This window comes from Candidatus Nitrotoga sp. BS (genome assembly GCF_927797785.1).
Lineage (GTDB): Bacteria > Pseudomonadota > Gammaproteobacteria > Burkholderiales > Gallionellaceae > Nitrotoga.
The window spans coordinates 1-1,102 of record NZ_CAKMLL010000096.1 but is presented as its reverse complement, the minus strand read 5'-3'; the positions used below and the strand labels follow the sequence as shown (position 1 = coordinate 1,102).

Annotated in this window: 1 pseudogene; it reads right to left on the bottom strand. The window is 46.9% G+C overall.

Annotated features, from left to right (window positions below):
• Nucleotides 1–324: 324 nt before the first annotated feature.
• Nucleotides 325–934 (bottom strand): annotated as a pseudogene (locus MJ769_RS11655) (transposase); the annotation flags it as partial.
• Nucleotides 935–1,102: the final 168 nt, after the last annotated feature.

Below are 1,102 nucleotides of genomic sequence, written 5' to 3'. Positions count from 1 at the left end.
TATTTAATAAAACGGATATTTAATTTATACGCCGTGTGTTTTATAAGATCAGTAACTGGAATTTCATATAAAAAATGTAAAAACAATTATAACTATTTGTGATAAAAACTAACCCTTGGGCACCTCCAAAAACCATAGCTTTCAAACTTTCCGATCTGAATTTTATGAACGCGAGCAAACCGGTTCAGATTATTCGATGGATTGCATATTGTTGCGCAGTTCCACTCCATTTTTCACCTAGAATCGCTCATTTTTAAGCAAATCGGACTATTGCGAACGTCAGAAGGTCTCAATTCCAGCCCGCTTAAGATAAACCAGACGCTTAAGGTTGTAGCCATGATGGCTCTTGCCATTCTTCTTGGTCTGAGTGGCCTCCAGGTCTTTTTGGCAGCGCTTGGCTGGGTTCCAGTCCACAGGCATGGTGCCTTCCTTGAGCTGTTTCTTGTCGTCCCGGGTGAAGGTGCTGCTTCGGGCCGGAACCAGGGTAGCGTCGAAGATCTGGCCACTGCGGGCGATGTAGCCTTGCTTTGAGCAGTTGTTGCTCCATACCATCGAAAAAGCCTGGGCACCCACTTCGCCAATTCGGTTTTAAAAAATCCAGACGGTGGTGCAATCCGGAATGCTCGCCGAATCAGCCAGTCCGCAGAAACGCTGGTAGCTCATCCGGTCAAGCAGTTGATACTCCATCTGTTCATTCAAGAGGTTGTTGCACCGCTTCAGAAATAGATGCGCACCATCGTCTCGGTGGGGAACGGTGGACTACCGCCTTGCAAGCTCTCCGGCCTAGCCGCTAGCCGGTCCATTTCTTTTGCTAGCGCAACACAAAATCGATATGTTCTTCAAATGCCAGGAGCGGATCGCCCAGGCGGTCTACCTTCTCCCGCCTTTGGTCGGCGGCAAACAGGTCTTTCTTGATCGCGCTACGGAGTTTCATCGGCATTGGGTAAGACTCGAGTTCAGACAGATGAATTTTATCAAAAGAGCTTCAAAAAAAGGGTTTTTCGAGGTACCCCCTTATAGGGCACTTCTATAAATCCCGTTAATCTCCACCTGCCGTCATCAAATTTCATTTTTTGATAATGTTCCGGTGAGACTTACAACA